Below are 24,649 nucleotides of genomic sequence, written 5' to 3'. Positions count from 1 at the left end.
AAGGGGCGTCAAGCTGTAACAAAATAGTGTGATTTCTCATGCCGCCGGCTATTGTGTGTAGCGTGCAGCAAATAGGTAGTGGCTATTGAAATAGTCACCAGACAAAGTGCAGGCCCAAAATTACTCCGAGAAAGTCTAGATGAAGACAGCATTGATCCTATCAGGTGGCGGCGCTCGTGGTGCATATCAAGTGGGGTATTAAAAGCCATTGCTGAACTTATTCCGGAAACCGGCCATAATCCATTTCAGATCATTTGCGGCACCTCTTCCGGTGCGATCAACGCGGCAAAGTTAGCTACCGAGGCGGACAACTTTCATGAGTCTGTCCGGCAACTGGATTACCTGTGGTCACAGATACGCTCAGAGGCCATTCACCATGTAGGTTTTGCTGCGTTAACCAAGAGTATGTTGAAATTGGTAGGCTCTTTTTTTCATAGTGGTATAGCAAAAGGTCGACCATTGTCGCTGTTTGATAACCGGCCGCTAGAGCAGCTACTCAATGCCAATGTCAACATTGAGCGATTGCAATTGATGCTCGATACCAATCAGTTGAATGCATTGTGCATTACCGCATTGGGTTACACCTCCGGGGAAAATGTCAGCTTTTACCAGAGTAATGAAGAGATAGAAGCTTGGCAGCGTGGGCGGCGGATAGGTGTGCGCACCCGTTTAAGCCGAGCACATATTCTGGCATCGTCAGCTCTGCCTACCATTTTCCCAGCGGTAAAGATCCACCGGGAATATTTTGGCGATGGTGCGCTACGGCAAACCGCCCCTATGAGTGCCGCATTGCATCTTGGCGCGGACAAGCTTTTTGTGATTGGTGTCAGTGGCTATAGCAAGGCGGTGGATAGGCGACAAATTACTAATCATTCGCCTTCATTAGCACAGGTGCTAGCGCAGCTAATGAATAGCGCATTTATTGACTCCATGGACGAAGATTTGATTATGTTGCAGCGGTTTAATCAATTTATTGAGTTGATGACGCCTGAGCAGCGGCTAGCACTGAATGCCCGGCCAGTAGAAACATTAATTATCGAGCCGTCCGTTGAGTTTGATAAAGTGGCTGAAAATTTTATCGCATGTTTGCCGAAATCGATGAAGTTATTGTTAAAAATAATTGGTGCCAACTCTAAAGGCGGCGGTTCCAGTCTTGCCAGTTATATTTTGTTTGAACACGAATATTGTACTGAGCTAATGGCTTGTGGTTACCGTGATGCTATGGCGCAGGCAGAAGAGATCAGGCAATTTATCGGTAGCTGCGGTATTAACAATTAGGCTGTTTTCCTACGTTAACCGTGCTTGTGTGTAGTCGCAGAGGTTTAGTCTGACAGTACACATCAAGGTGCTCTTACTTAATCTGGCAGTTGTCACTTCAACAGAATAAAAGACACAATCTCAAAACTAGACATCCGTCTCACTTGAGGGTATAAACGGATACAAATAATAATCAATAAAAGGATTTGACCATGCCTCTGAAATTTTACGCGCTTTGCGCTTTATGCTTGTCTATTGCTTTACCCTCTCAAGCTGCCTTCCTAGACATTACTGTTCAATCAAAAACCGTAGTCAACGGCACAGTTAATGGTAGTTACATAAGCAATGTTCAGAATCTAAAAAATGGTTATTACGACGATGTTCAGAAAACCTTTAGCTGGAATTCAAGTGTTCATCGCATCAACTATTTAACGGGGTATGACTGGTTAGCAGAAGACGTCATACTACAATCATCCTTCACGATGAGATTTGAAGGCTCGGGCAACGCTATAGAATACGCGCTCCAAACAATCAATAACTGCACGGAGAATAGTAGCGGCCAACTTTTTGCTATCTGCCCCGAGCTAAATGTTGGCCATCAGGCGCTAATGGGTGTGTATGGGGGGGTGGAGATTGTAGCTTCTGGCGCCTACAAGCAGTGGATTTTTCGTACACGTGAAACACAGGGTAATGCGGCGACTTTTACGAATACTGTTTTCTTGATAACTAGCTCTAATTGCTTGGATGGAGAAGAATGTGGTGGATCGCCAATGAATATAGAATCACTTTCAGCAGTTCCGCTACCTGGGGCATTATGGATGTTCTTGTCGGGATTAGGTGCACTTGGGGGTACTAAGATTTTCCGCCAACGCTATACTCGGAAGGCTATCAGATCGTTGGTGATGACTTATACCAAAGGCACACCAAGATGGTTTGTTTGCCCTTCTCGAAAAATAAAGGAGCGATAAAATGAAAAAATTTTCAGTTGTATTAGCGTCTACTGCGCTGGCGGTTGTTGCTGCGCAATCCCAGGCGGCTCTGCTGGAGGTCTCTCTATCAATCAATGGTACGGTGAGTGGCGCTGCTATCGGTGGTGCAACGGGGTCAATCACTGGCTCTGGTATGGGGGCGCTGGATTCAAACACGGGGATTATCAGTTTCAGCAGTGTTGTAAATTCTGTGACGCCAGTAACTAATGTGTTTATACATTATGTTGGTACGATTGATACTATTGCTCAAACTACCTCCTACATCAGTACGGCTTGTATTGAAGGCGGTGGGATCCTCCCTAACTGTGGAGGTCGATTGTTGGGTTATCCCGAAGTGATCGGACATGTGAGCGAAACGTTCTCTGGCGCTGCTAGTGGTGTCGGTGACGTTCTCACCTTGGTCGCGGTTAGCGACTGGGGGTCTGGCATCTCTGCGGTTACTACTTACACGTTCACTGTTCCTAACCCTGTGCCAGTTCCGGCTGCAGCTTGGTTGTTTGGTTCGGCGTTGGTTGGTCTGGCTGGAATCAAGCGAAAGAAATAAATTAAGCAAACTAAACAATTGCGGCCCAAGTATTGAGGCCTTTTTTGATTCTGCCAATTTCTGAAGAATGTCTGTAGTTGGCACAACAGTAGCTATTGATGCTTTTTCATAGTGATAGTCGCTACGTGACCCTTAGCTGCCATTTACAATGTTCAGTATTAATGGCACGCTAGTGGTATAAATATAATAATCGTAATGGAGTACTTCCTATGAAATTAATAATAATCTTATGTTTTTCAGCACTAATAAGCTCATTATCTCATTCGGAATTCATTAATAATGGATACTATACAAATGACTCAGAGACATCGTTAAATTGGCTGCATTTAGATATAACAGCAGGGTTAAGCGTTGATCAAGTGTATGTGGAAATAGGTGCGGGTGGCCAATTTGAGGGGTGGAGATATGCGACATTACTTGAAGCTCAGAGTATATTATTAATATCAGGCTTAAATTCTGATTATGGAGATGAGAATCCTCCAACCTCTATTAGAAATGGTATTGACAACCTTGGAAACAATTTTGGGTTTACCTTTCAAAATATATCTTCAACATCTAATGGGGCTAGTGCATATGGATTTATAGGAGATTCGGCATCAGTAAGTGCGCAAGTATATCTTGGAGGTAACTATCTCTACGATAAAGGTGGTAATGATTTTGCTCTAGTTAGTTTTTCTGGATCATCATCACGATCTAAAGATTATATAGATTCGACCTATGGCCATTTTCTTGTGAGAAGCTCAACGCCATCTCCTGTACCTGTTCCCACCGCGGCTTGGTTATTTTGCTCAGCATTGATTGGTTTAGCTGGAATTAAATGTAAGAAGTAACTTTAAAAGGGTTAGATTAAGGCTCTTTTTATGGAGCCTTTTTAAATTCTGCTAATGACTGTTGTTGGCACTACAGGGTCTATTGATACGTTGTTATCGCGATAGTCGCAACCGAAAGCAGACGTAATTGATTTGAGGTCGACTAGATCTTCGCTATAATAAATGGTTGCTTATACTAATAATAAATGAGGATATATGAATGAAAAAATCAGCATTAGCTTCGGCTAGATTAATTTTTTTATTGATTTTAAGTCAGTCTACGCTAGCAAAAGTAGTAACTTGGTCAGGGATCGTGGAATCTATTCAAGAAAACGAAAGAGTTATAACTTTTGATTTTGCACCAGCCTCATCCGAATATGGATATATAAATTTTCTGACATATGATACAGAATCGTCCAAGCTAGATATAACCATCGATTGGTATAGAAGAAATGAATATGGGTATGTTTTGTATGATGAGAAAATCACAGAAGAAATACATGTTGGTGACGCAACTAGCCCAGCGGATAGCGGTATAAGGCAGGTAGTAAGCTGTATATCAAGTTCTGGTTATTGCGATTACTTAAATTATGGCCCCACTGATTTTGGATTGGTTGATTTTTACATTAACATAGATGAAGTAACTATGTCCTTAAGTGCCAATGGACCTGTATCTAGAGAAGGAGGTTGGCCCTCTGCGACCTCTAATACTGAGTTATATTTTGTCTTGCCTATACCCGCTGCAGCATGGCTGTTTAGCTCTGCTCTAATTGGTCTAGTGGGGTTTAAGCGCAAGAAATAACATACCTCTAAGTTTATCTGCAAGGCTATTTCGGTAGCCTTTTTTATTCTTCTTTGGTCCGCTTTTGGCACGTTTGAGAACCTAAGCCTTGATTAACTTCGGTTTTTTATGTCTGAAGCTGGATCTATAGCTTGCGCAAACAGCTAAGAAAAATCGTTAGATTGAAGAATGCCTGCTAATGAAGGTGTAGCTGCCGGCCTTGAAGATTAGTTTACATATAAGGTAAATCGTTGGTATTGACCCATAATAGGCATGCGGCACCCCATAATTCTCACCTCAATAGCGGACCTTTATCCACAGCCACCGGCATTAAAGGCGTATAAGAAAGGATTATGTAAAATAAACTGAATGGTTTATGATCAGTGAAAATAAATAATAAAAAGGCTCTAGAAATGACATTTTATGAATTAGTTTTTCTACAGCCTCGTTAAGCACACAAGAAAGGAGTCACGATGAAAATTAAAGTTTTAGGTTTTTTACTAAGTTTAGTAAGCCTGCAAGCATATTCCGCTACTGTCGTTGATGTGCCTGCAATAGTAGGAAAAAGTAAAGCTGAAGTATCCACTCTTATTGGTGCGCCTTCATCTTGTTCTCAAAGTAAGTACGGGGAAAAATGTCAGTTTTCTAAAGGCGAAACTGAGATTGTATTCATTAAAGGAAAAGCCGACTGGATTACAATTGAAGCAATTGAAAATGTCCCATTTAATCAGGCAGCTCTAGAGTCAATCGGTTTTAAAAGCTCGCCACCATCATTTAAAAATAACTTCTCAATGAGGTGGTCAGGCTTAGGCGGCCTTTATGAAGTGTCTCTATTTAAAGGCGAAAAAAATAGTGATTACGCGTATATCAAAGCATATACCAAGTAAGTGCTTAAAAATTAATCTACGGACCGCAGGGTCCGTACTATTACACTGTTATATGCCATGAGATACGAGTGTACGAAATGCAGCAAAATTTTTTCTGACCATGAGGCAAAGTGCTTGGACTGGAAGGAAGAGAGCAATAGTTTCATTTGTCCGCATTGCAATACGGGCATGAAAAGGCCGTCAACTGAAAAAGTTTTTATTCATGTTCGTGGTTTGGACATACCCTTTAGTATTATTAGGGTTTTTAAAGGTTTAAGTTTAGGAGTATTGTTTGTTATTTTACCATTTTATGTGGTGGCAAAGCTTGAACCTGTGGTCGCAGCGATAATAATCGTTTTATTTATTTTTCTTCTGGTTGTTTTTAGCACTCTGATTAATAGAGGGCCAATTAAAGTGTATGAAGAAAAAGCATATAAAAATTAATCTACGGACCGCAGGGTCCGTACCATTACACTGTTAATGTCCGCTTTTTTCCGACGCTTACACCTTGTTTAGTCTCTTAATGGCACGTTTGAGAACCTAAACCTTGATTAACTTCGGGGCTTTTTGTGTCTGAATCTGGATCTATAGCTGCCGAAAGCAGCTAAGAAAAACCGTTAGGTTGAAGATTGTCTTTAGTTGAAGGTATAGCTTCCGCTCTTGAGTATTGGTTTACATGTAAGGTAATCGTCGGTATTGGCCCTTTCGAGACATAAGCGTTTTGTGGAAATAGTAAATAATTCACATCTGACGGAACTCTTTACAAAGGTACTATTTCAAAATTCGCTTATAACTGACACTATTACTGCACAAAAATAAACACCCCTAAAATGTAATGGAGTACTCCCTCATGCTGAAACAAACTATAGCCTTCTTGGGCCTAACACTTTCATTATCTGCACACGCAGAAGTTTATCTGTCCAGTTATGATATTGAGAGCGGATTTTCTAATTCATGGGGAGGGATACAAGTAAATGGTTTTCATGGTATTCGTTTTAGCGTCACCAGCGATGTCCATGTGACTGGGCTCACTGCCTACATGGGGGGCGCTGGAAGTTATTTCGGGGCCATTGTTGCCGTCGAAGGGCCTGAAGGGCTACCTTCTTTGATTGCTCCATCAGAGGTTGCCTCTGGTGCGCTAGCCTACAACACCGGTCTTTTTAATTCAGAAAGTATATCGGCTCCCTCGGATCATCTAGTTGCTCTTGATGTCACTCTGTCTGCTGGAACCTACGTGGCTTTTTTCGGTGGTTTCGGTTCGATTTTCGACCAAGATTGGGGCGGGATTTATATGGCTGCTAATCCGTCGCAAGCCAATATCGACTTAAATGACTATGTAATCAAGTCAACAAATAGTTGGAGCGAGGCACCTTTTGAGCCAGTAAGGATTTTAATCCACACTGATACAATTTCTCAGGTACCCCTTCCTGCGGCAGTCTATCTATTTGGCTCAGCACTTATTGGTATGGCTGGAATCAAACGTAAGAAATAAATACTCAGAATTTTAAATGATTAAGGCTCCAATATTGGGGCCTTTTTTGTATCCGATAATGTCTGTAGTTGGCACAATTCGCCAATCTTAAATCTCAGTTTCACTTAAATAAAATGTCTGCTTTCTTGTGGAGACCAGGCGGTACGATCTTTTATGAGCTATTAATCTATTGTCTCAGATCGAGTCCACACCGATACAACTTATGTCCCCCACCGTACCGACTATTTCAATACGTGTTTTAATTTCCCCCTCTCTCTTTTATTAACCACATGTAATTCAAATGGCTTCCGCCAAAACATAACTCATGTTATGTTTTGGCGGGTTGCATAGAGGTGAGTGATGGCTAGGGTTAGTAAACAGGATTGGATTGATTGCGCTATTAAATTACTGGCGGCAACTGGTCACAAGGGCGTTACCCTGGAGGCGCTGTTAGCGAAGCTGGGCGTTTCCCATGGTTCTTTTTATCATCATTTTAAAAATCGGCAGCAGCTAACCGAAGCAATGTTGGCTTATTGGGAACAGTCCATGACCGCAGATATTTTGGCCCGTACTGCAGTCATTAGTAGCGTGTCCGAGCGTGTTGATAGTTTAATTGATATGGGGGCAGAGATTTTTGAATTACAAACACCGCTGGAAAATGCCATCCGCACCTGGTCGCAAAGCGATTTAAAAGTAAAGGCGGCGATGGTGCGAGTGGACCGTTTACGCCGTCAGCATTGTCAGGATTTGGTTGGCTTGGTGGTGGCGGATTCGCAGCGCGCAAAAACTTTAGGGGATTTAGTGCACGCTGTATTCATAGGTAGCCAACAGTGCCAACCAGCTTACACATCGTCAGAAACTCTTGCGGTTTATCATCAACTACAAAACTTGATTCTCAGTTCAGCAACCATCGATGTTGCCAGGAAAAAAGCATGAAGCCCAAGGTAGTTATAGCGGGTTTTGGCGATACCGGTTTGCTGGTGGCTATTAATTTATCCAGCCGTTTTGATGTGGTGGGTATATCGGCTAAGCCGTGTTTAGTCAGCGGCCAGGAACTGGGTTTACGTTTAACCCAGCCGCAACAGTGGAAGCGGGATTACCTTGTTGGTTTTGAACGCTATAAAAAATTGAAGGATGTTCGCACCATTCACGGATTAATTACGAAGATTGACGATAAAGAATCGACGGTGACCGTTGAATTGGCCAGCGGTGAGTTGCATCAGGAAGCATATGATGTGCTGGTGATTGCTGCCGGGGTTAGTAATGGGTTTTGGCGCACTAATAGCCTGCAAAGTATGGTGGAGGTTGAGCAGGCTATTGCGTCTACAGCGCAACAGTTGGAGCAAACGAGGAGTTTGGCTGTCATTGGCGGCGGCGCTACCGGTGTCAGTGCTGCGGTTAACTTTGCTCGACAATACCCGGAAAAAAAGGTCGATCTTTTTTATAGTCAGCAGCAACCGTTACCGGGTTATCACCCGAAAGTTAGACAGCAAGTGCTAGATAAATTGCAGGCATTACAGGTGAGCTTGCACCCTGCTCATCGTGCTGTAATGCCAGAGGGGTTTTACGGCGAACACTTGACCTCAATGCCAATTCATTGGACTACCGGGCAGCCAGCGTTTTCTGCCGAGCTAACCTTGTGGGCTATTGGTGCAGTTAAACCCAATAATCATTTTATTCCCAAAGCAATGTTGAATGCAGCAGGTTTTGTAAACACTGATTCTTATTTGCGTGTGCAAGGTTTTAACAATGTTTTTGCGGTAGGCGATATTGCTGCTAGCGATGTGAATCGTAGCTCAGCAAGAAATGGCGGCTTTAAATTAGTGGCGGATAATATAAAGGCGCATTGCTTTGGTCGTGATGAGGATATGAAAGTTTTCCAACCTGCTGCCTATCGCTGGGGCTCTATTTTTGGTAATCAGCCGGAAGGCCTAACGGTTTTTTCACCGCAAGGCAAAGGATTCAGGATTCCACGCTACTGGGTTGATAAAGTGCTGTTTCCGTGGGTGGTACAGAAACAAATTTATAAAGGCTTATATCCACTGTTAGTGAATAATTAAAAAAAGTGTTGTTGGAGAAAAAATATGAATATTGGAACCACGGTACCGTTGATGGAACCCGGCTGGGACCGGGCACTATTCAAGCAGTGGGTTGAGGAAATCGATCAGGGGCAGTGGTCATCGCTGTCAATTGGTGAACGCATAAACTTTGTAAATCCAGAATTTATGACGTCTTTATCAGCGTGTGCCGCCTGGAGTGAGCGGGTTGAATTAATTTCTACCATTAGTGTCGTCACAATGCATAACCCGGTATTGCTTGCCAAACAATTTGCCACCATTGATTTAATTTCCAACGGACGATTGACTGTTGGCGTGGGTGTTGGGGGTAGAGAGGAAGATTATGCGGCTATTGGCGCTGATTGGAATAAGCGCCGTTTAGCTATATTGGAGCAACACTGCGCTACGATGCGCAAAGTATGGGCTGGTGAGAAAGTGGTTGAAAGCGCGTTGCGAAGAGTTGAACCATTGCCGGTACAGTCCGGTGGTCCAACAATTTTATCCGGCGCTATTGGTCCCAAGTCTATTAAAGCTGCAGCTCGCTTTGCTGATGGTCTATCGGGTTTTTCTTTGACGGCTTCGCTGGAAGAAATAAAAAATTCTTTTGATCAAATGACCGCCGCATGGCAACAGCAAGGTCGTACCGGTAAACCCAGGTTGATTGCTAGCTTTTGGTATGGCTTGGAGGCTGAAGGTAAGCAGAAAATGCTGCAGCATTTGACCCGGTATATGAATTTTATGCCACAAGACATTGTCGATATGTTGTTGCCTATAGCTGGTTTTAACGGCAGCGTTGCAGAATTAAAAGATTTTATCAATGAGGTCAAGTCCTTGGGGGCAGACGATGTTATTTTGGTGCCGACCTGTACCGACATTGATGAATTGCGACTACTGAATGAAACTTTATTTTAACTGCTGTGTTGATGACAATAATTAATCGTTTATAAGGAGAGAAATAATGAAAAAGCGTGTTGTAGTATGGGGTACGGGGAATGTCGGGCGGCCAGCGATTCGTGCTGTTGTGGCGCATCGCGATCTGGAGTTGGCAGGTGCTGTTGTGGTCAATCCCGACAAGGTTGGAAAAGACATAGGGGCTTTGGCTGGCATTGAAAATCAAGGTGTTTATGCGACCGATGATTGGCAGTCATTAATCAAACAGAATATTGATTGTGTGGTCTATACCGCCAATGCTGATACACGGGCAGAGGAAGCTTTTATCGAATTGTTAACGGTATTGTCTGCTGGTGTTAATGTGGTATCGACCTCTTTCTATCCACTGCTGTTCCCCGCGGGTGAGGGCGCGATTAAAGAAGCTATTGAACCGGTGCAAATGGTCTGCGAACAAAATAACAGCTCCGTATTTGTGTCAGGAATAGATCCAGGCTGGGCTATGGATATTCTACCAATTTTACTCAGTGGCGTAGTATCGGATATTGAAGAAATTCGTATTCAGGAAATTTTTAATTATGGTTTATACGATCAGCCTGAAGTTGTAAGAGATGTGATTGGCTTTGGTCAACCTATGGAAAATAACCCCCGAATGCTGGAAGAGGAGTCCTTAAAAACTGTATGGGCACCGATGATCAATATTATCGCCGCCGCATTAGAGTATCCTCTCGACGGCATTGAAACGTTTGTGGAAAAACTGCCCTGGAAAAAGATATTCACGTGGACGGTATGGGTGAGTTTAAAAAAGGCACCCAAGGTGCCTTCCGGTTCGAAGTGCGTGGTATGAAAAATGGTCACGCCAGAATTGTGGTTGAACATATTACCCGTATTGATGATGATTGCGCCCCTGATTGGCCTTATCCTCCCGTTGGCCGTGGTTGCCATCAAACGGTGATTAAAGGCAATCCTGAATTGAAGGTGAGTTTACACGGTGATGACCCGGTTGAGCCTGGCCCTGCCGGTGGCGGTAATTGTTCTGCGGCTAATCGTATTGTTAATGCTATTCCAGCGGTATGCGCCGCTAAAGCAGGCATTGTAACGCCGCTGAACTTACCCGCTATTCATGGTGGGCCGCAAATGCGGGACTAAGCTGATGTGGTAGTGACTGTTGCAACAATTTTGAATTTTATAGTTGGGCGGTTACTATTTTTTCCGTAATGACAGCTACACTAATGAAAGCAAAAAATTTTTGTCAATTAGGGTGCCAGTGATGCAGAGGCCAATATCGGATTGGGGTGGGAATATTCTGGCGTTTTTAGCTGTGATAATTGTCAACGGCATGGCCAATGTCATTCCTATTGGTGGACAGACCACGGGGGAAGTGTCGGCTAAGTATCCTTCATTTTTTACCCCGGCAGGTTATGTGTTTTCTATATGGGGACTTATCTATATCGGATTAACAGCTTTCATTGTGTGGCAGGCTTTACCCGCGCAACGTCAGAATCAATTGTTGGCCTCAATTCGACTGCCTTTTATTATTAGCTGTGCAGCAAACTCTATTTGGATTGTGCTTTGGCATAGTGACCTGTTGGTACTTTCATTATTACTGATGGTGGTCATTCTGGTTTCGTTAATCAAAATCTACCGAACTCTAAATACAGCTATCTCAAGTGCAACCTTAGTAGAACGCTGTGTGCTGTATTTCCCGTTTAGTATTTATACCAGTTGGATTACGGTGGCATCGATTGCTAATTTAAGTGCCGTGCAAATAGGTTTGGGCTGGGATGACGTCGGTATTGATGCACAGGCCTGGACTATTATTAAAATAGCCCTGGCGGGTGCTATTGCGGCGACAGTGTTGTTTCGCGTTCGTGATATCGCGTATGTGTTAGTTGCTGTTTGGGCGTGTGCTGGTATTGCAGTGAAATATCAAACTGTTCCGATGGTTAACGGCGCGGCTTCAGTTGTGGCCGTGCTTGGCTTGTTATTAATTGCTAGTGAGTTATTTAGTCGCTCGCGTCACTAAAAGTCAGTCACATCGTGCTGATTAGAATGGTCGGTAAGATGGAGATTAAGCGTACATATAGATTATTCAAGCTTGCCTGACTGCAATAATATTCTTGCCCATTGATATTCCGGGTAAGAATAATTTTTTAACTTAATTACTGCCTGCAAACTTTTGTTGGCGTTTTCTACATCCCCTTCAGTCCATAGTTTCATCGCTGTGTAAAAATGAGCTTCAGTTTTTTCGCAGCTATTACTTGCCTGATAAATCAAAGAATGACGCTCTGAAGGCTGGTTTAAGTATGATTTTATCGACGTTTCCCAAGGGGTTGTGCTGGTAGTGGGTATAGAAATTTTCTGATCGGGTTGAGATAGGGAAAGTTGATTAACCCATTGCTGAATAATGGAAAGATAGAAATCATTTTCTCCGGCACCACTACTATTACGTAACTGTTCATAGGCCAATTGCCACTCGCCCCTGATGGCAGTGGTTTGAGCAATATATTGATAAGCGAATATTGCATGATGGGTATTGAGTAATTTTGAAAATTCAATCTGTGCTGCACTATAGTTTTGCATGCCAAGGTAAGTATGACCGAGGATTTCAGTATTTAATTGGTTGTCTTCCTGGCTGCGTGCTTTTTGGGCAATTTGCAGCGCTAAAGGATAAAGCCCAATCTGGTTATAGAGGGTTGCCAAAGCGGCTTGATAATAGTTGTTCTCTGGTTGTCGGGAGGTGGCTTTAGCGGTGTATTTAATGGCTTTTGTGGAGAGGCTGGGGTGCTCATAGATGCAGTTATTGACTTGTGACAGTTGCCGGTACATATCACCCGCTTGAAAAGCTGCTTCAGCAGATTGTGGATTTAGCAAAGCGGATTTTAGTGCAGCATCCAAGGCTAAATCAAGCTGGCCATTTTCCTCGTAGGCAGAGGAGAGGAAAAACCATGCACGGAAGGATTCGGGTTGTTCTTGTATGGCTTTTTTTAATGTGCGAATCCGTTTGTCGACACTTTGATTGGCTTGATAAAGCTCCTGATGGGCCAGCAGTGAAGGTGGTGTCAAATCGGCTTTGAGCAGCGGATTGATATTATTGAAGTGTGTGTCCAGTTTTTTGTGCCATAACGTCCAGTTAGAGAATGTTAAGGGATATAGCGTTAAGTAGTAGGCACGCTGTATATTCACATTATCCGGTAATGACTGTAGCGCATCGCCATAATATTTTTCAGCGTCCAGCAACGCTTGATAATCTTCGAATTGTTGCCAGCGATTAAAGGCTTTGTCACCTAGCTCCAGAGTTTGATAAATACTATTGGGAGCAGCTGCCTGACGAGATGTTGAAGTGCCAGCGCAATTAGCTAATGCAATAATAGTCGACAGCAATAAGAGCCTGAATAATAGATTTTTATTCACGGGATATACCCGAGTTTTGATGCCTGTGAAAATGACTCCATGGATTCTTCGACGAGTGCATTGTAGCCCTGAACCAAGCCTAATAAATACCAGCTCTCACCGTTGTCACGGTCAATCTTAAGCGCTGCATTAGCGGGTTTAAGCGCAGCTTCAAAGTCTCCTTGCTCCAGATAGTACCTAGCCAGTTTTAGTTGTGCTTGTAGATCATTTTCATCAATGTTCTCGGTCAAATCAGTAAGTTTTTGACGATTTTTGTCGTTAAAGAACTGCACACTCCAATGTCCGGCCTCATTTAATGTAGATAAAGATTGATAATACTGTTGATATTCATTCGGAGATAAATCTAGTGCTGCAGCCTCCATACTCAAATCAATTTGGTAATGCTTATCGCTTTGCTTTCCGGATTGGGATATTGTGAAGAATGCATTCTTGACATCAATACCACTGGTTATAACGGCAGGAAGATCATGTTTGTCGCCGCTCATAGTGGCGTTAATTTTTAGTGTTTTAGTTTGCTTGTTGACCCAGTTATTTTTGCGCTCGGAAGGTATTTGCATGGAATTAAAATCACCAAATACACGGTAGGCTTGAATGATACCTACACCAACGGATATAGGTTTTCCTGGTTCTTCACGGGCTTGTCCAAAGTCAAATTGGGAGACAATGGTAAAGGGTTTCCACAAATTTTCTGCATTCTCGGTTTTAGACTTGATGGTGGCGTTGCTTTTTGCGTCAGGAAAAATATTCATTACAAGTTGCTGTAGACTGGTTTCACGATTGCTATCGTGTATCCACCAATTGCGCAGGTTTTGTTCGTAAATACCACTGCTATCAATAGTGACATCAACAATTAAGTGGCCGTTACTATCGGTATGGTAATCCATAGCAAGGGTGCCAATATTTTCTGGTAACTGCTGTCCTATTGTCGTTAGCTCACCGCCTTCGCCATTAATAATCAGTGCTGATTGATCTTGCAGATAATTGGACACGCCAGGAAACAATACCCGGTCACCGGTGGTATCCATCCACATTCCTTGTGCATTAGCTTCGCCAGGGATCCAAACAATCATGTGATCAAAATAAAGAGCTACTAACTCCATATCCGGTTGGCCATTGCGCAAGGTGATGACTAATGATGGTACTGCTTCTATACCCAGTTCTCTAAGTAGCGCAATGGCTAAAATGGTTTGATCTTTACAGTCGCCATATCGTTGTTGAATAACCTCATGAGCAAAATGAGGTTCATAGCCACCGCGTCCTAAATGGGCAAATACATAGCGAATATTTTCTTGCAGGTAAGCATAAACAGCTTTAATTTTCTCATCCCTGCTGGCTTCTGGTGAGGCAATTTCGGCAGCGATCTTTTTTATCTCGGGATGACTGGCGAATTTTTGTTGGGTCAGGCCCCATGTCCATTGGTCGATATCCGACCAATTACGACTGGTCGACACTTTTACTCGTGACATTACGCTGTCATAAGACGGCATGTAGGATTCAATGGCGATTGCTGGTAAATCTTGCCAGCGCCACTGATGTGTTATGTTAGTATCGCTCTTGGTAGCTTTGTGTTTCCCTTTTATTGGCCCCAGATTTTTCTTATCGAGCGGCATATCAGCGGGTAGGGTTACTTCAAAGGTGGCATAATTTACAGGGTCTACGCGGCCCCCATAACCGCCTACGGTAGGCTGGTACCAAAAAGCAGAAGATGAATTGCTGAAAATACCAGGCATGGGTAAAGTTTTGCTTTTGCGTTTGTATTGGAATTCAAGAATAGATCCTGGGGTGATTTCTGGTAGCGAAAATACCAGCATCGTCCTATCTTCGTAAAAATCCTGTGAGCCAGCACTACGTTCCTGCATAGCATCGGATTTAAGCGACTTAATCTCTCCGTTAGGTGTCAACACATTGGCAAATTCAAGCTCTAATTCACTGTAGTAGTGGTTATAGCCTACAGTAATACGGCCATAATCCCGGGCGGCTTCTAAATCGTTAATTCGGATGGAGTAGTAGGTTTGGGATTGCCAGTGATAATCCTGTTCAACAGTTATTGTTTCAATAGAGTAAAGAGTCTGCGCGCCGGCATCCTTTAAAGGGATATTGGATTGTTGATCAAGAGGGGGAGCTAGTCGCGTGGCGAATGTATTGAGATGGATAAACAATAAAAAAAAGAAAATCCCTGATTTGAGATAACGCATAAAGCTCCTTAGTAAGTTCCCAATCTAGTCTTATTATTATAGAACCTGAGTACTAAATTCTACCGAGATCGTAGAATATGTGGTTTTATTAGGCATGGCAATTACTGTGGCTAACTGAATGTTTGCAGAATCCAGGCGTTTTCAGAGCGGGTGAGTCACTGTAGATTATTGATTTTGTAGATAAGTAGTTAAATATCGGACTTTATTAGTGTTATTTGATCAGTATATTTCGGAGTGACTGACAATAGAGGGTATCAGCGTCAAAAAAAATGAGAAATATTCACAGGCAACTATTGCCTTGGGCGAGGCGAGGCAGAACAATATAACTTGGCAGCATGCTGTCATACTGCCGGAAAACGGTTAATCAAATTAATTCTGCAGCGCTTTTTCAATCGCACTAATTAATTTCTCAGGTTTGGTGGCCGGCGCAAATCGTTCAATGACTTCACCGTTTTTACCAATTAAAAATTTAGTGAAGTTCCATTTTATCTTTTTACTGCCCAGTATGCCGGGAGCTTCACTTTTTAGATGTTGATACAGCGGGTGGGTGTTTTCGCCATTGACTTCAATCTTGGCGTGCATGGGAAAACTGACGCCGTAATTCATTTGGCAAAACTCCTGAATCTCATCCTCACTGCCTGGGTCCTGGTGGCCGAATTGATTACAGGGAAAACCGAGTATTTCCAGCCCTTTGTCCTTGTAGTCATTATAAAGTTTTTCCAATCCTTCAAATTGAGGCGTTAAGCCACATTTACTGGCGGTGTTGACAATTAATAAAACCTTGCCCTGGTAGTCACCCAGCGTCATGGGTTTGCCATTGATGGTCTGTGCTTCAAATTGGTATACGGTACTCATTTAAATCTCCTCGGTTATTGTTATCTACTACGTGAGCAAGTGGCTATTGGTTTTATCTGGATAAGGGTAATTACAGTGATTGCAGAAATTGTAACAGTACTTGATTGAATTGCACGGCTTGTTCCATTTGTACAAAGTGGCCAGCGTTAGGGATGACTTTGATACCGCGTAAATCAGTTGAGCGCGCCTTGAATGCGGCCATCGCATCTTCCCCAATCATTTGTCTAACCGGGTCTTCGCTGCCGGTAATGTAGAGTGACGGCTGGACAATATTGTGGTCGGCATAAGCGAGCCCGATTTCCCAGTTGCGATCGGCGGTGCGGTAGGAGTTAATGCCGCCGATAAATTCCTTGCCAATATCACAGTGACAAAATTCGCTGACGTAATAATCCAGATCGGCTTTGGTCATCCATGACCAGGGGAGTGCTTTAGCTGGTTCAGCCAGAACATCAACGTAGCTGGTGCCGGCCATGGGGAATTGCGTCCAGTCGAGCAGATTGCCATCTGCAGAAAGGGCCCAGAATAAACGCCGTAAAAATAATTCGGCATTAGGCGCTAAGGCTTGTTCCGGAATGTCAGGGCTTTGATACCAGTGCATATGATAAAAATGTTGTAGTGCAATCTCAGCAAAACATTCGCTAGGGTATTTGTCGGGGCGGGCGAAAGCACGGTTGTAGATGTTAGCTGCAGGTGGATTGGCGCCAGCGCAGCCGCGGCCTGCTAAATCAAAATCATAAGGGCAGGCGACACCGACCACCGCTGTGACTCGTTCAGGGTGACGTACTGCGATGTTATAAACCAGGGCCGCCCCAAAATCATGGCCGATGAAAATAGCTTGCTCTCGATTAAAGTGGTCGAGTACGCCGAGCGTATCTGCGACTAAGGTATTACTATCGTAGCGTGCTGGGTCGCTGGGGCGGTCGCTGCGCCCATAACCACGCTGGTCTATAGCCACTGCCAAATAGCCTGCTGCCGCTAACGCGGTTAATTGGTGGCGCCAGCTATACCACAAGCCGGGAAAGCCATGGCAGCAAATTACTAATGGAGCATTCGTATCTCCCTGCGCAACGCAGTGCAAGGTGATGTTGTTGCTTTGGATTAGAAGGTGTTGAGGGTTAAAGGTCATCGGCTTTCCTTTCGGGGTGCACGAAGCCTAATGCCTAGAGTTTGCAATGTGAAGCTTAGATCTAAGGCTTTGGGTTAAAAAATTGTAAGCCTTGCTGTTCACGGTTTTTTAAAACGGTTTCCATTTGTCTATCTTGTAGTCCCTGTAACATAGATTGGGCGATGGCGCGTGATTTGCCGATGGCTAGCTCGGCACGCTCGCCGGCAAACAATGAATTGACGGCCTGCTCAAATAAAAATAACCAGCGATGAAAGTGATCGGCATTCAGTTCGGCACGCTGATGAAGTTGTTGGTGAATTTCAAAGGTGCGCCCTTGATAATGATTGAGTCCTAATAGCTGCCGCTGCCAGAATTTCGAGATTCTGGGAAGGTGTTGGGCCAGATTGATACGGGCAATATCGGTAAAGAAAAAACCGACAATCGGATCTTCCAGCATAGAGTCATAAAAGTGCTGAATCAGCCTATCAATGTCAGCTGTGGTTTGAATATCGTTTTTTGCTATTGGCATATGAGTTCGCAATGATTATCTGCGAGGCTAGCTTAACGGAATAGTTGTGGTTATGTCTAAGTATGAAGTACCTAAAAGCGCAGTGTCTAAACAACAAGGTCGATTTGTTGTACAGCCCCGGCGCTACCGTTTTCAGTGAGGTAAAAACCGCTGCTACGTACTTTGCCCAATAGATTATTATCGCTACCGGTTAGGCTGAAGGGCGAGTTAACCGAACCAGTATAAATAGCGCCGACACCCAGCGCGTTCAAGTTTTGCTGGTAATCATCACTGGGTCTAAAGGCAATCAGCTGTGAGAAAATTGCATCCCCTGCATCGATAAAACCATTGCCGTCGTCATCGTATTGCAGTAGTTCGGCAAAGCCGTCGCCAGTCGTGGGGCCAAACAGTTCCGAGCCATTATTAATGATGCCATCGTGATTAATATCCAATGCTATATAGGCACTGTTTGAGGCAAGGCTGGCTATTTGATCAGTGTCACCATCTGCATTGAGATCGAAATCAATTAAATTATTGCTCAGTTTAACGTTGGCACCATCAAAGTTGATCACCAATGGATCGGTTAGCGGCCCTTGAGTGATAGTGATGCTTAAGTCTTGTTGTTGATAGCGGCGTTCCATAGTGAAACTGAGATTGATATCCAGAGCTCGTCCTTGGTTATCAGTCAGATCGGCGTTGATATCGACATTTGAATATTCGTATTCCTGAATTTTGGCTAATGTGACGGTGGTGGTTTCTACTGTGGGAGGGGGAGTGGTTTCGTTCGCACCCGGTTCAGCTGTGAGACTAATGGCTGTGGTATTGGCAGCGCGGCCTTCCGCTGATTGAGAGGTGTCGGGGGAGCTTGCAGTGTTAATTTTTTCTCCCGTCATGGCTTCGACTAAAGCTTTCAATAAATTGGTGTTGAGGTCGTAGTGGGTTAATGACTGTTGGCTGATTTTTTCCAGATTGAGCAGTGATTGGTCGCTGCGTATTCTAAATGCAGAATAATCAATGAGACTGCTATTACTGACGTTCAGTGTTCGGCTTGACGGCGTCGGCTGGGTGTTCACTGTCGAAGCTGTTGATGGAGGGAGTTCTCTGCGCTGTACCAGTTGGCTGCGTTGTTCGCTGCGCTGGAATTGATGTTGATTGTTGAGTGTTACCTGTCCGGACTCTATTCGCATAGCGTGTTCTCCGCTATTGGCTGTAATGATTAGCAAAGTTAAATTCAGCATCATCTATCACTACCTATAGCGGCCACCCGACAAAAGGGTTGAGTTGTTTATTAGATTAATCGGGAGTATCAGGATTGTGTTTAGAAGGGGTAGTTATCTAAAACGTCGAAAAAAACTACCAAAGATTAATTTTTCTGCGGCTTTTTCCGTGTAAAAATAACCGCCACCATAACTATAACAAGCTGAGAAAAGATTATGTCCCGTACCGATGCTCCTCTAGTACCCACCGATGAAGGTTTGAATCACCAGATTATTGATACGTTTGCGGCAGTGTTGCAGGCCGACCGTTCATGGACCGAAAAAGTGTGCTTGTCTATTGGTGCCAAGGATGGTTCTGTACAAATCGGTTTTGGTTTAGGTAAATATATTAATCGCAATGTAATGGATGCTTACGCCGGTGTTTCCCGCGGCGTTGAGCAGTGGACAGTACGAACCAGTCGGCAGTTGGCTCCCAATCCGGATATCTATTCTGTCGGTGAAATTCACTATGAGATCGTTGAACCATTAAAAACAATCCGGGTGAGACTGGAAGAAAGCAGTGAGCAGCCGATAGCGTTTGATGTCACGATGGACTGCTCAATGATTCCACCGTTTTTAGAAAATCACGAGTTCCGTCGTCAGCTGGGTGGCTATAGAACGGATAATGATTTGGTTCGCTATCATCAAGTAGGTGAACCCACTGGTTGGATCATGCTTGAAGGGCAGCGTATTGAGATTACGGCGGACAATTGGTATTGCAGCCGCGATCACTCCTGGGGATTGCGTTATGGCGTGGGCTTTGAACCCACTGATATTATGCCGGGTATTGATGCCAGCCAGTTCCCGATGAATTTCTTGTGGAGCCCAATGCGCCTGGTGAAGCCTGATGGCAGTGCTTACTCCATTCATCATTTTTATATGAAAGTGCCTATACCGGGAGTCCCCAAAACGTTTTACGGCGGTATTGAATATGCGGATGGCACGCGGGAAGCCTTTGCTGATTTGGAGCCGGAGCTGAGCTATGACCCGGTTAATCGTCGCTTGCAGGGAGGGAAATTACACTTCACTCGACAGGATGGCGGCGTGCGCACGTTATGCATTGAGGTAATTTCTGATACCGGCTTCCAGTTGGGCGCGGGTTTATATTTTGGTTTTGACGGGCACTATCATGGCGAATGGCGTGGGGTCGAGCACAGGGATGGTGAATATTTTGCTGACTGTTCGCTGCTGGAAAATGCCAAACGCCTGCATCAAATTCGCGATTGTATTGTGAAGGTTACCGATGGCGATGCAGTGGGTTATGCCAATTATCAAACCGTGGTTAATGGCGAATGGCCTGAGTTGGGGTTAAGTGCCGAAGACTCTTTTGTGTAAAGAGTCTTAATTCGTCTGATCGATGTTTAAGCGGTGGCAAGCTGCAGGGTAAGGAAGTTGATCCGCTTACTTTGCATTTTCAAACTGTATTCCAATTCCTGAAAGCGAGTGTGAAGCGAAGTGCGTTCCCATTTTCGGTGTAACTCGTCAGAGAGCTCTTGCGTGGCGGCACTAAATTTAAGCCGTTTCTGTTCATACCATTGTTGGCGCAACTCGTTCCACTCGTTCATTGATTGAGTAAATTGCTGGTACTCGGTATCCAGGCTTTGTCGCCATTGTGGCAGCCATTCATGGCTATGGTTGAGAGCGGCAAGTTTTTGTTCAGCGCGTTTGAATTGCATATCTAATACCGCGCGATGAATTTTAAAGTTGGGGATACGGTTAAGGTCTTTGGTTAAGCCTATCCAGGTCGATGCTTTAATCAACCACTTGGTAGGGTCAAAGTGCCACCAGCGCACCCCATTGCGGTAATCGTTTTGAAATAAGTGGTGATAATTATGGTAGCCCTCGCCATAGGTAAAAAAAGCCAGAATGGTATTGTCGCGGGCGGTGTTTTCATCGGTATAGGGTTGTTTGCCCCAAAAGTGCGCCAATGAATTAATGAAGAAAGTGGTGTGGTGGCTGATAACCAGTCGAACAACACCGATGACTAATAGTCCAGCAATAATGTCTCCCAACGCCCAGCCCAGTAAAAGTGGTGGGATAAAGTTCATGCAAATGGCGATGGCTAAATAATGTTTGTGTTGCCACATCACGATGGGGTCGCGCTGTAAATCCTTGGCATTACTAAAATCTTCTTTATTGCCATCATACTCGCGTAACATCCAGCCGATATGTGAAAACCACAAACCGCGTTTTGCCGAATAGGGATCCTGCTCAATATCATCGACGTGACGGTGGTGGCGGCGGTGGCCGGAGGCCCAAATTAAAATACTGTTTTGCAGCGCGGCGGCACCGAATAAGGCAAATAATACCCTTAAGACTGGATGAGCTTTGTAGGTGTTGTGAGACCAAAGCCGATGATATCCGGCAGTGATCGACAAGCCGTTAGCCCACAAGAATACAAATGCACAAGCCAATATGCTCCAGCTGTAGCCCACTTCAAATCCATACCATGGCACCACAGTGAGAGCGATGATTAGCGTGGTGGCAAATATCGTGGTTTGTAACCACAAAATAGGGGCTTGTTCTGCTTTTCAGTGGGTCGGCGTTTGTGCTCAGTTGGCATGAGATACGACTCTAATTGGCATGTCAGTGCGGCAGATATTAGCGAAATTAGCCGAGATTGTGTAGTAAGGGGAGCTACTTATGACGTAAGCGTAACTAATTTTTTGAAATAGCCTGATAGGTGGCTGGGAATTGATCGATTATGTCAGTAATTGGTATTTTTTTGGCTAATGCCCGTGCGCATTAAGCTGGGTAATATAGTGGTTTATACATAGCTGCTAAACAAGCTATACCGTCTGCCAGGAATGGATTGATATGAAGTATTACGAGGATTTTGAGCTGGGTTTACGTCATCACTCCGAGCAACAGCATGAATTGACCAGGGAAGAGATAATCAGTTATTGCAAAGAGTGGGACCCGATGCCTTTTCACGTGGATGAAGCGGCAGCGGCAGCAAGTTATGTTGGCAAGTTATTTACTTCCAGTATGCATGTGGTGGCTATCGGTTCGAAGTTAGCCCATTCAATGAAGCAAGAGGAGTCAGCAATGATTGCGGGTTTGGGCTGGGAGGATGTGCGTTTTTTCCTACCCGCTTGTGTGGGAGATAAACTGAGGGTTTGTTCTTATGTGTCCGCAAAGCGTGAATCCAAAAGCAGGCCTGATCAAGGTATTTTAACCAGCACCATTGAATTACTGAATCAGGATGATGCGATTGTTGCTAGTTATAAAATTGTTTCTCTGATTATGAAAAAGCCCGAGGTGATATGATTTTTGCCAGACAGTCTCAATGGTTGCTTTCAATAAGTCACGTAATAAAAAGTGGGAAAAGGGCCAGTGTCACTAAGTACTAGCCATTGATTAAAAAATGCACGTAAATACTACAAAAATAACCGACTGCAATGACGGGCGTCCATTTTAAATGGCTAAAGAATGTGTAATGCCCGCGAGCCTGCCCCATTAAGGCCACTCCCGCTGCTGAACCGATAGACAGTAAGCTACCACCCACACCGGCAGTTAACGTTACCAGTAGCCACTGTGTTTCTGACATCAGAGGGTTCATCGTTAAAACGGCAAACATAACCGGTATATTGTCCACTACTGCAGAGAGTAAACCGACTAGAATGTTAGCGGTTGTTGCGCCCAGTTCTCCGTACATAAAACCGGAAACCAGACTTAAGTATCCGATAAAACCCAAGCCACCAACCGCCATAATGACGCCGTAGAAAAAGAACAGCGTGTCCCATTCTGCTTTGGCAATATTTTCAAAAATATCAAAGCTGTAGTTTTCATGATCGCCGGTAGGCATGGGGGTATGCTCAGCAATAAAATGGTCTCTTGTGCGTAAGTAAAAACCGTAAAATTTTAAGTACGCTAAACCTGTCATCATGCCAAATACAGGTGGAATATGCAGGAAGTTATGAAAACTTACGGCAGTGACAATCGTTAAAAGAAATAACACCAGGATGGTAATGCCGCCGTGTTTTAGCGCGGAAGTATCATTGTCACTAGCGCTTGGCTTACCTGCTGGCAGCGCAAACGTCATAATGGCAGCGGGGACGACAAAATTAATTAGTGATGGAATAAACAGGTCAAAAAATTGCCAAAAACTTAATATCCCTTTTTGCCAAACCATTAATGTGGTGATGTCGCCGAAGGGACTAAAAGCACCACCGGCATTCGCGCCGACGACAATATTAATACAGGCAAGGCTGATGAAGCCGGGTTGTTCCTGACCTACCGCCATCACAACCGCGCACATTATTAATGCGGTAGTAAGATTGTCGGCGACAGGAGAAATAAAGAAAGCTAATGTGCCTGTAATCCAGAAAAGACTACGGTAGGTAAAATTTTTCGATACCAGCCAATCACGCAGGGCGTCAAATACACCTCTTTCTAGCAAAGTGCTTATATAGGTCATTGCCACTAACAGAAAGAAAAAAAGCTCTGCATACTCAAGGAAGTTATGGCGAATGGCTGCTTCCACTGCGTGAGGAATAGCTTGAGATGAATATGCAAGCCCAATCAGCGCCCAAATTAAGCCCGCGGCCAATAGCACCGGCTTGGACTTTCTCAAGTGGATTTTTTCTTCTGCGATAACCAGGATGTAGGCAAGTAAAAATATGCCAACTGCTACATAACCGACCCAGTGCATGGTTAGATCCAGAGTTGTGCTTTGTATGGTCGAAGCTATAGCTGAGGATGAAAAAACGAGGCTAAGTACTAGCAATAGAAATTTAGGCATAATATGGCTTCGCAAATGTGCGCGAACGTTGAATGTATGGGTAGCTATATCTTCTAGCTGATCTTTTCGAATTATAGCCGGTATTTTCAAAAAGCTATGACGGTGGATAAAATTAATAAAGAAACTTTATTGCAGAACTAATGGCTGACTTAGTTAGCAGTGAAACGCCAGGCGAAAAAAAACCGCCCGTATAAGGGCGGTTTTTAATGGGGAGCTCTAGTATTAAGCGCGAATATTTTTACGGCTGATGCCCAGACCAATTAAGCCGATGGCGAGTAAAGCCAAGCTGCCTGGTTCTGGTACAGAGGCAACTTCACCTTCTACTGTTACCGCATCCAAAAAGTTACCTACTGTGCCTGAATTAGGGTTGATAGAGGTAAATCTGAAAGTCGTTAATTCGCCGGTACCAAGGAATACATCACTGAACGTCGACCAGGCGCTGGTAGTGTGATCATCAAAGATCATGGAGAATAAATCGCTGGTGTCAGTGAAAATTTCCAGCAGGAAAGACTCTGAATTGTTGTTGCGTGCGCGATAGGCAAACGAGAAATCGTAGTCAGCCTGATCGACCGTATTAAAAGTTTGGAAAATAGAGAAGTTAGTGCCGTCATTGGGGTGAGCATTTAATTCACCGTGCTGATCACCAGCAAAAGAGTTAACGCCATTGAAGCCGGTTTTCCATACTTCAATATTGTCGCCTTCCCAGCCGCCGGGTAAGTCGTCTAATTGGTAGGTCCAGCCACTGTTGATATCGGGGCTTTCGAAGCCACCGTTAGTGATCAGGTTGGCGTTGCTTAATGAGCTAAAGGCTAAGGCGGCGATAGCGGCGGTAATGTACTTCATGGTGAATTCCTACTGCTTGGTTCAGGATTAAAGAATACTGCGAGTGATAAAGCATGTTATGTGCCAT

General features: G+C 44.1%; 25 protein-coding genes. 16 read left to right on the top strand and 9 right to left on the bottom strand.

Annotation, left to right across the window (positions count from 1 at the left end):
• The first annotated feature begins 78 nt into the window (after positions 1 to 78).
• The 14 genes from UNITIG_RS18770 (at position 79) to UNITIG_RS18705 (ending at position 11,688) form a co-directional block, all read left to right on the top strand.
• Positions 79 to 1,278 (top strand): patatin-like phospholipase family protein, encoded by a 1,200-nt coding sequence (locus tag UNITIG_RS18770; RefSeq protein ID WP_200821380.1) that lies wholly within the window; start codon positions 79 to 81, stop codon positions 1,276 to 1,278.
• A 191-nt stretch (positions 1,279 to 1,469) separates the two neighbouring features.
• Complete coding sequence (locus UNITIG_RS18765) at positions 1,470 to 2,225, top strand: VPLPA-CTERM sorting domain-containing protein (RefSeq protein WP_101759883.1); 756 nt, start codon at positions 1,470 to 1,472, stop codon at positions 2,223 to 2,225.
• A 1-nt stretch (position 2,226) separates the two neighbouring features.
• Complete coding sequence (locus UNITIG_RS18760) at positions 2,227 to 2,790, top strand: VPLPA-CTERM sorting domain-containing protein (protein ID WP_101759882.1); 564 nt, start codon at positions 2,227 to 2,229, stop codon at positions 2,788 to 2,790.
• A 209-nt stretch (positions 2,791 to 2,999) separates the two neighbouring features.
• A complete protein-coding gene (locus UNITIG_RS18755; RefSeq protein ID WP_101758906.1) occupies positions 3,000 to 3,620 on the top strand; it encodes a hypothetical protein in 621 nt (206 codons plus the stop codon).
• 199 nt (positions 3,621 to 3,819) lie between these two features.
• On the top strand, positions 3,820 to 4,401 hold the full coding sequence (locus UNITIG_RS18750) for a hypothetical protein (RefSeq protein WP_101758907.1): 582 nt from the start codon (positions 3,820 to 3,822) through the stop codon (positions 4,399 to 4,401).
• Between the two features lie 452 nt (positions 4,402 to 4,853).
• The gene (locus tag UNITIG_RS18745; RefSeq protein ID WP_101759881.1) at positions 4,854 to 5,267 is read left to right on the top strand and encodes a hypothetical protein; all 414 of its coding nucleotides are present in this window, start codon (positions 4,854 to 4,856) and stop codon (positions 5,265 to 5,267) included.
• A 114-nt stretch (positions 5,268 to 5,381) separates the two neighbouring features.
• The gene (locus UNITIG_RS18740; protein WP_145999233.1) at positions 5,382 to 5,690 is read left to right on the top strand and encodes a hypothetical protein; all 309 of its coding nucleotides are present in this window, start codon (positions 5,382 to 5,384) and stop codon (positions 5,688 to 5,690) included.
• A gap of 406 nt (positions 5,691 to 6,096) precedes the next feature.
• Entirely contained in the window at positions 6,097 to 6,738 is a 642-nt protein-coding gene (locus UNITIG_RS18735; protein ID WP_101759879.1) for a VPLPA-CTERM sorting domain-containing protein, read from the top strand.
• Positions 6,739 to 7,077: 339 nt separating this feature from the next.
• On the top strand, positions 7,078 to 7,653 hold the full coding sequence (locus UNITIG_RS18730; protein WP_101759878.1) for a TetR/AcrR family transcriptional regulator: 576 nt from the start codon (positions 7,078 to 7,080) through the stop codon (positions 7,651 to 7,653).
• Positions 7,650 to 8,777: an FAD-dependent oxidoreductase gene (locus UNITIG_RS18725; RefSeq protein ID WP_101759877.1), complete on the top strand. Its 1,128-nt coding sequence runs from the start codon at positions 7,650 to 7,652 to the stop codon at positions 8,775 to 8,777. The genes UNITIG_RS18730 and UNITIG_RS18725 overlap by 4 nt, the downstream gene beginning before the upstream one ends.
• Before the next feature lie 24 nt (positions 8,778 to 8,801).
• The gene (locus tag UNITIG_RS18720) at positions 8,802 to 9,686 is read left to right on the top strand and encodes an LLM class flavin-dependent oxidoreductase (RefSeq protein ID WP_101759876.1); all 885 of its coding nucleotides are present in this window, start codon (positions 8,802 to 8,804) and stop codon (positions 9,684 to 9,686) included.
• Positions 9,687 to 9,732: 46 nt separating this feature from the next.
• Complete coding sequence (locus UNITIG_RS18715) at positions 9,733 to 10,509, top strand: hypothetical protein (RefSeq protein WP_101759875.1); 777 nt, start codon at positions 9,733 to 9,735, stop codon at positions 10,507 to 10,509.
• Complete coding sequence (locus tag UNITIG_RS18710; RefSeq protein ID WP_101759874.1) at positions 10,506 to 10,811, top strand: hypothetical protein; 306 nt, start codon at positions 10,506 to 10,508, stop codon at positions 10,809 to 10,811. Before UNITIG_RS18715 ends, UNITIG_RS18710 begins: the two co-directional genes overlap by 4 nt.
• Positions 10,812 to 10,932: 121 nt before the next feature.
• Positions 10,933 to 11,688, top strand: a complete 756-nt coding sequence (locus tag UNITIG_RS18705) for a tryptophan-rich sensory protein (RefSeq protein WP_145999231.1) — start codon at positions 10,933 to 10,935, stop codon at positions 11,686 to 11,688.
• A 62-nt stretch (positions 11,689 to 11,750) separates the two neighbouring features.
• Here the strand turns inward: UNITIG_RS18705 and UNITIG_RS18700 are convergent, their stop codons facing one another.
• From UNITIG_RS18700 to UNITIG_RS18675, 6 genes are all read right to left on the bottom strand, one after another.
• Complete coding sequence (locus tag UNITIG_RS18700; RefSeq protein ID WP_101759872.1) at positions 11,751 to 13,076, bottom strand: lipopolysaccharide assembly protein LapB; 1,326 nt, start codon at positions 13,074 to 13,076, stop codon at positions 11,751 to 11,753.
• Positions 13,073 to 15,271 carry a DUF3857 domain-containing transglutaminase family protein gene (locus tag UNITIG_RS18695; RefSeq protein ID WP_101759871.1) on the bottom strand — a complete coding sequence of 733 codons (2,199 nt, stop codon included), beginning with the start codon at positions 15,269 to 15,271 and terminating at the stop codon, positions 13,073 to 13,075. Before UNITIG_RS18695 ends, UNITIG_RS18700 begins: the two co-directional genes overlap by 4 nt.
• Positions 15,272 to 15,640: 369 nt before the next feature.
• Complete coding sequence (locus tag UNITIG_RS18690) at positions 15,641 to 16,126, bottom strand: glutathione peroxidase (protein WP_101759870.1); 486 nt, start codon at positions 16,124 to 16,126, stop codon at positions 15,641 to 15,643.
• A gap of 70 nt (positions 16,127 to 16,196) precedes the next feature.
• On the bottom strand, positions 16,197 to 17,252 hold the full coding sequence (locus UNITIG_RS18685; protein WP_101759869.1) for an alpha/beta fold hydrolase: 1,056 nt from the start codon (positions 17,250 to 17,252) through the stop codon (positions 16,197 to 16,199).
• 61 nt (positions 17,253 to 17,313) lie between these two features.
• Entirely contained in the window at positions 17,314 to 17,760 is a 447-nt protein-coding gene (locus tag UNITIG_RS18680) for a group III truncated hemoglobin (RefSeq protein ID WP_101759868.1), read from the bottom strand.
• A gap of 86 nt (positions 17,761 to 17,846) precedes the next feature.
• Positions 17,847 to 18,980: a hypothetical protein gene (locus UNITIG_RS18675; RefSeq protein ID WP_101759867.1), complete on the bottom strand. Its 1,134-nt coding sequence runs from the start codon at positions 18,978 to 18,980 to the stop codon at positions 17,847 to 17,849.
• Positions 18,981 to 19,172: 192 nt separating this feature from the next.
• Here UNITIG_RS18675 and UNITIG_RS18670 point away from each other — a divergent pair, with 192 nt between their 5' ends.
• On the top strand, positions 19,173 to 20,330 hold the full coding sequence (locus tag UNITIG_RS18670) for a hypothetical protein (protein ID WP_101759866.1): 1,158 nt from the start codon (positions 19,173 to 19,175) through the stop codon (positions 20,328 to 20,330).
• A 26-nt stretch (positions 20,331 to 20,356) separates the two neighbouring features.
• Here UNITIG_RS18670 and UNITIG_RS18665 read toward each other — a convergent pair whose 3' ends face one another.
• A complete protein-coding gene (locus UNITIG_RS18665) occupies positions 20,357 to 21,505 on the bottom strand; it encodes a fatty acid desaturase (RefSeq protein ID WP_235015504.1) in 1,149 nt (382 codons plus the stop codon).
• A gap of 307 nt (positions 21,506 to 21,812) precedes the next feature.
• On the opposite strand from UNITIG_RS18665, the gene UNITIG_RS18660 reads away from it, so the two are divergent.
• Entirely contained in the window at positions 21,813 to 22,265 is a 453-nt protein-coding gene (locus UNITIG_RS18660) for a MaoC/PaaZ C-terminal domain-containing protein (RefSeq protein WP_101759864.1), read from the top strand.
• Positions 22,266 to 22,344: 79 nt separating this feature from the next.
• Here UNITIG_RS18660 and nhaD read toward each other — a convergent pair whose 3' ends face one another.
• Positions 22,345 to 23,649 (bottom strand): sodium:proton antiporter NhaD, encoded by a 1,305-nt coding sequence (nhaD, locus tag UNITIG_RS18655; RefSeq protein ID WP_235015500.1) that lies wholly within the window; start codon positions 23,647 to 23,649, stop codon positions 22,345 to 22,347.
• Positions 23,650 to 23,961: 312 nt separating this feature from the next.
• Entirely contained in the window at positions 23,962 to 24,582 is a 621-nt protein-coding gene (locus UNITIG_RS18650) for a PEP-CTERM sorting domain-containing protein (RefSeq protein WP_101759862.1), read from the bottom strand.
• Between the last annotated feature and the right edge of the window lie 67 nt (positions 24,583 to 24,649).

It is taken from the genome of Oceanicoccus sp. KOV_DT_Chl, from assembly GCF_900120175.1.
Taxonomy (GTDB): Bacteria; Pseudomonadota; Gammaproteobacteria; order Pseudomonadales; family Dasaniaceae; genus Oceanicoccus.
The sequence above is the reverse complement of the archived record's forward strand: the minus strand, read 5'-3'. Positions and strand labels throughout refer to the sequence as shown.

Excerpts from the sequence above, each read along its gene's own strand:
- UNITIG_RS18725 (WP_101759877.1), top strand. The coding sequence starts at position 7,650 with ATGAAGCCCAAGGTAGTTATAGCGGGTTTTGGCGATACCGGTTTGCTG.
- UNITIG_RS18695 (WP_101759871.1), bottom strand. The coding sequence starts at position 15,271 with ATGCGTTATCTCAAATCAGGGATTTTCTTTTTTTTATTGTTTATCCAT.
- UNITIG_RS18735 (WP_101759879.1), top strand. The coding sequence starts at position 6,097 with ATGCTGAAACAAACTATAGCCTTCTTGGGCCTAACACTTTCATTATCT.
- UNITIG_RS18685 (WP_101759869.1), bottom strand. The coding sequence starts at position 17,252 with ATGACCTTTAACCCTCAACACCTTCTAATCCAAAGCAACAACATCACC.
- UNITIG_RS18750 (WP_101758907.1), top strand. The coding sequence starts at position 3,820 with ATGAAAAAATCAGCATTAGCTTCGGCTAGATTAATTTTTTTATTGATT.
- UNITIG_RS18660 (WP_101759864.1), top strand. The coding sequence starts at position 21,813 with ATGAAGTATTACGAGGATTTTGAGCTGGGTTTACGTCATCACTCCGAG.
- UNITIG_RS18680 (WP_101759868.1), bottom strand. The coding sequence starts at position 17,760 with ATGCCAATAGCAAAAAACGATATTCAAACCACAGCTGACATTGATAGG.
- UNITIG_RS18720 (WP_101759876.1), top strand. The coding sequence starts at position 8,802 with ATGAATATTGGAACCACGGTACCGTTGATGGAACCCGGCTGGGACCGG.
- UNITIG_RS18715 (WP_101759875.1), top strand. The coding sequence starts at position 9,733 with ATGAAAAAGCGTGTTGTAGTATGGGGTACGGGGAATGTCGGGCGGCCA.
- UNITIG_RS18650 (WP_101759862.1), bottom strand. The coding sequence starts at position 24,582 with ATGAAGTACATTACCGCCGCTATCGCCGCCTTAGCCTTTAGCTCATTA.
- UNITIG_RS18745 (WP_101759881.1), top strand. The coding sequence starts at position 4,854 with ATGAAAATTAAAGTTTTAGGTTTTTTACTAAGTTTAGTAAGCCTGCAA.
- UNITIG_RS18675 (WP_101759867.1), bottom strand. The coding sequence starts at position 18,980 with ATGATGCTGAATTTAACTTTGCTAATCATTACAGCCAATAGCGGAGAA.
- UNITIG_RS18705 (WP_145999231.1), top strand. The coding sequence starts at position 10,933 with ATGCAGAGGCCAATATCGGATTGGGGTGGGAATATTCTGGCGTTTTTA.
- UNITIG_RS18760 (WP_101759882.1), top strand. The coding sequence starts at position 2,227 with ATGAAAAAATTTTCAGTTGTATTAGCGTCTACTGCGCTGGCGGTTGTT.
- UNITIG_RS18710 (WP_101759874.1), top strand. The coding sequence starts at position 10,506 with ATGAAAAATGGTCACGCCAGAATTGTGGTTGAACATATTACCCGTATT.
- UNITIG_RS18755 (WP_101758906.1), top strand. The coding sequence starts at position 3,000 with ATGAAATTAATAATAATCTTATGTTTTTCAGCACTAATAAGCTCATTA.
- UNITIG_RS18690 (WP_101759870.1), bottom strand. The coding sequence starts at position 16,126 with ATGAGTACCGTATACCAATTTGAAGCACAGACCATCAATGGCAAACCC.
- UNITIG_RS18670 (WP_101759866.1), top strand. The coding sequence starts at position 19,173 with ATGTCCCGTACCGATGCTCCTCTAGTACCCACCGATGAAGGTTTGAAT.
- UNITIG_RS18765 (WP_101759883.1), top strand. The coding sequence starts at position 1,470 with ATGCCTCTGAAATTTTACGCGCTTTGCGCTTTATGCTTGTCTATTGCT.
- nhaD (WP_235015500.1), bottom strand. The coding sequence starts at position 23,649 with ATGCACTGGGTCGGTTATGTAGCAGTTGGCATATTTTTACTTGCCTAC.
- UNITIG_RS18730 (WP_101759878.1), top strand. The coding sequence starts at position 7,078 with ATGGCTAGGGTTAGTAAACAGGATTGGATTGATTGCGCTATTAAATTA.